The organism is Pantoea sp. B9002, assembly GCF_013385945.1.
Lineage (GTDB): Bacteria > Pseudomonadota > Gammaproteobacteria > Enterobacterales > Enterobacteriaceae > Pantoea.
Window position 1 is genome coordinate 1 of the sequence record NZ_JACAPA010000151.1, and the last position, 322, is coordinate 322.

Genomic DNA, 322 nt, shown 5'->3' on the forward strand with positions numbered 1-322 from the left:
TTCTACCTGCGCCCCGAGGCCCGCTTCCATGACGGCCATCCGATGCGCGCCGACGACGTGGTGTTCAGTTTCCAGACCCTGATCAAGGATGGCGCCCCGCTCTACCGCGCCTACTACGCCGATGTCGACGAGGCGATCGCGGAAGATCCGCTGCGGGTGCTGTTCAAGTTCAAGCACACCAACAACCGCGAGCTGCCGCTGATCCTTGGCCAACTGCCGGTACTGCCCAAGCATTGGTGGGCCACCCGTGATTTCACCAAGGGCAACCTGGAGTTCCCCCTCGGCAGCGGCCCGTACAAGGTGGCCGAAGTCAAGGCCGGAC

1 protein-coding gene is annotated in these 322 nt (G+C 64.0%); it reads left to right on the top strand.

Annotated features, from left to right (window positions below):
• The coding region (locus HX773_RS25615; RefSeq protein WP_255433343.1) for an ABC transporter substrate-binding protein at positions 1–322 on the top strand (322 nt) is incomplete at both ends.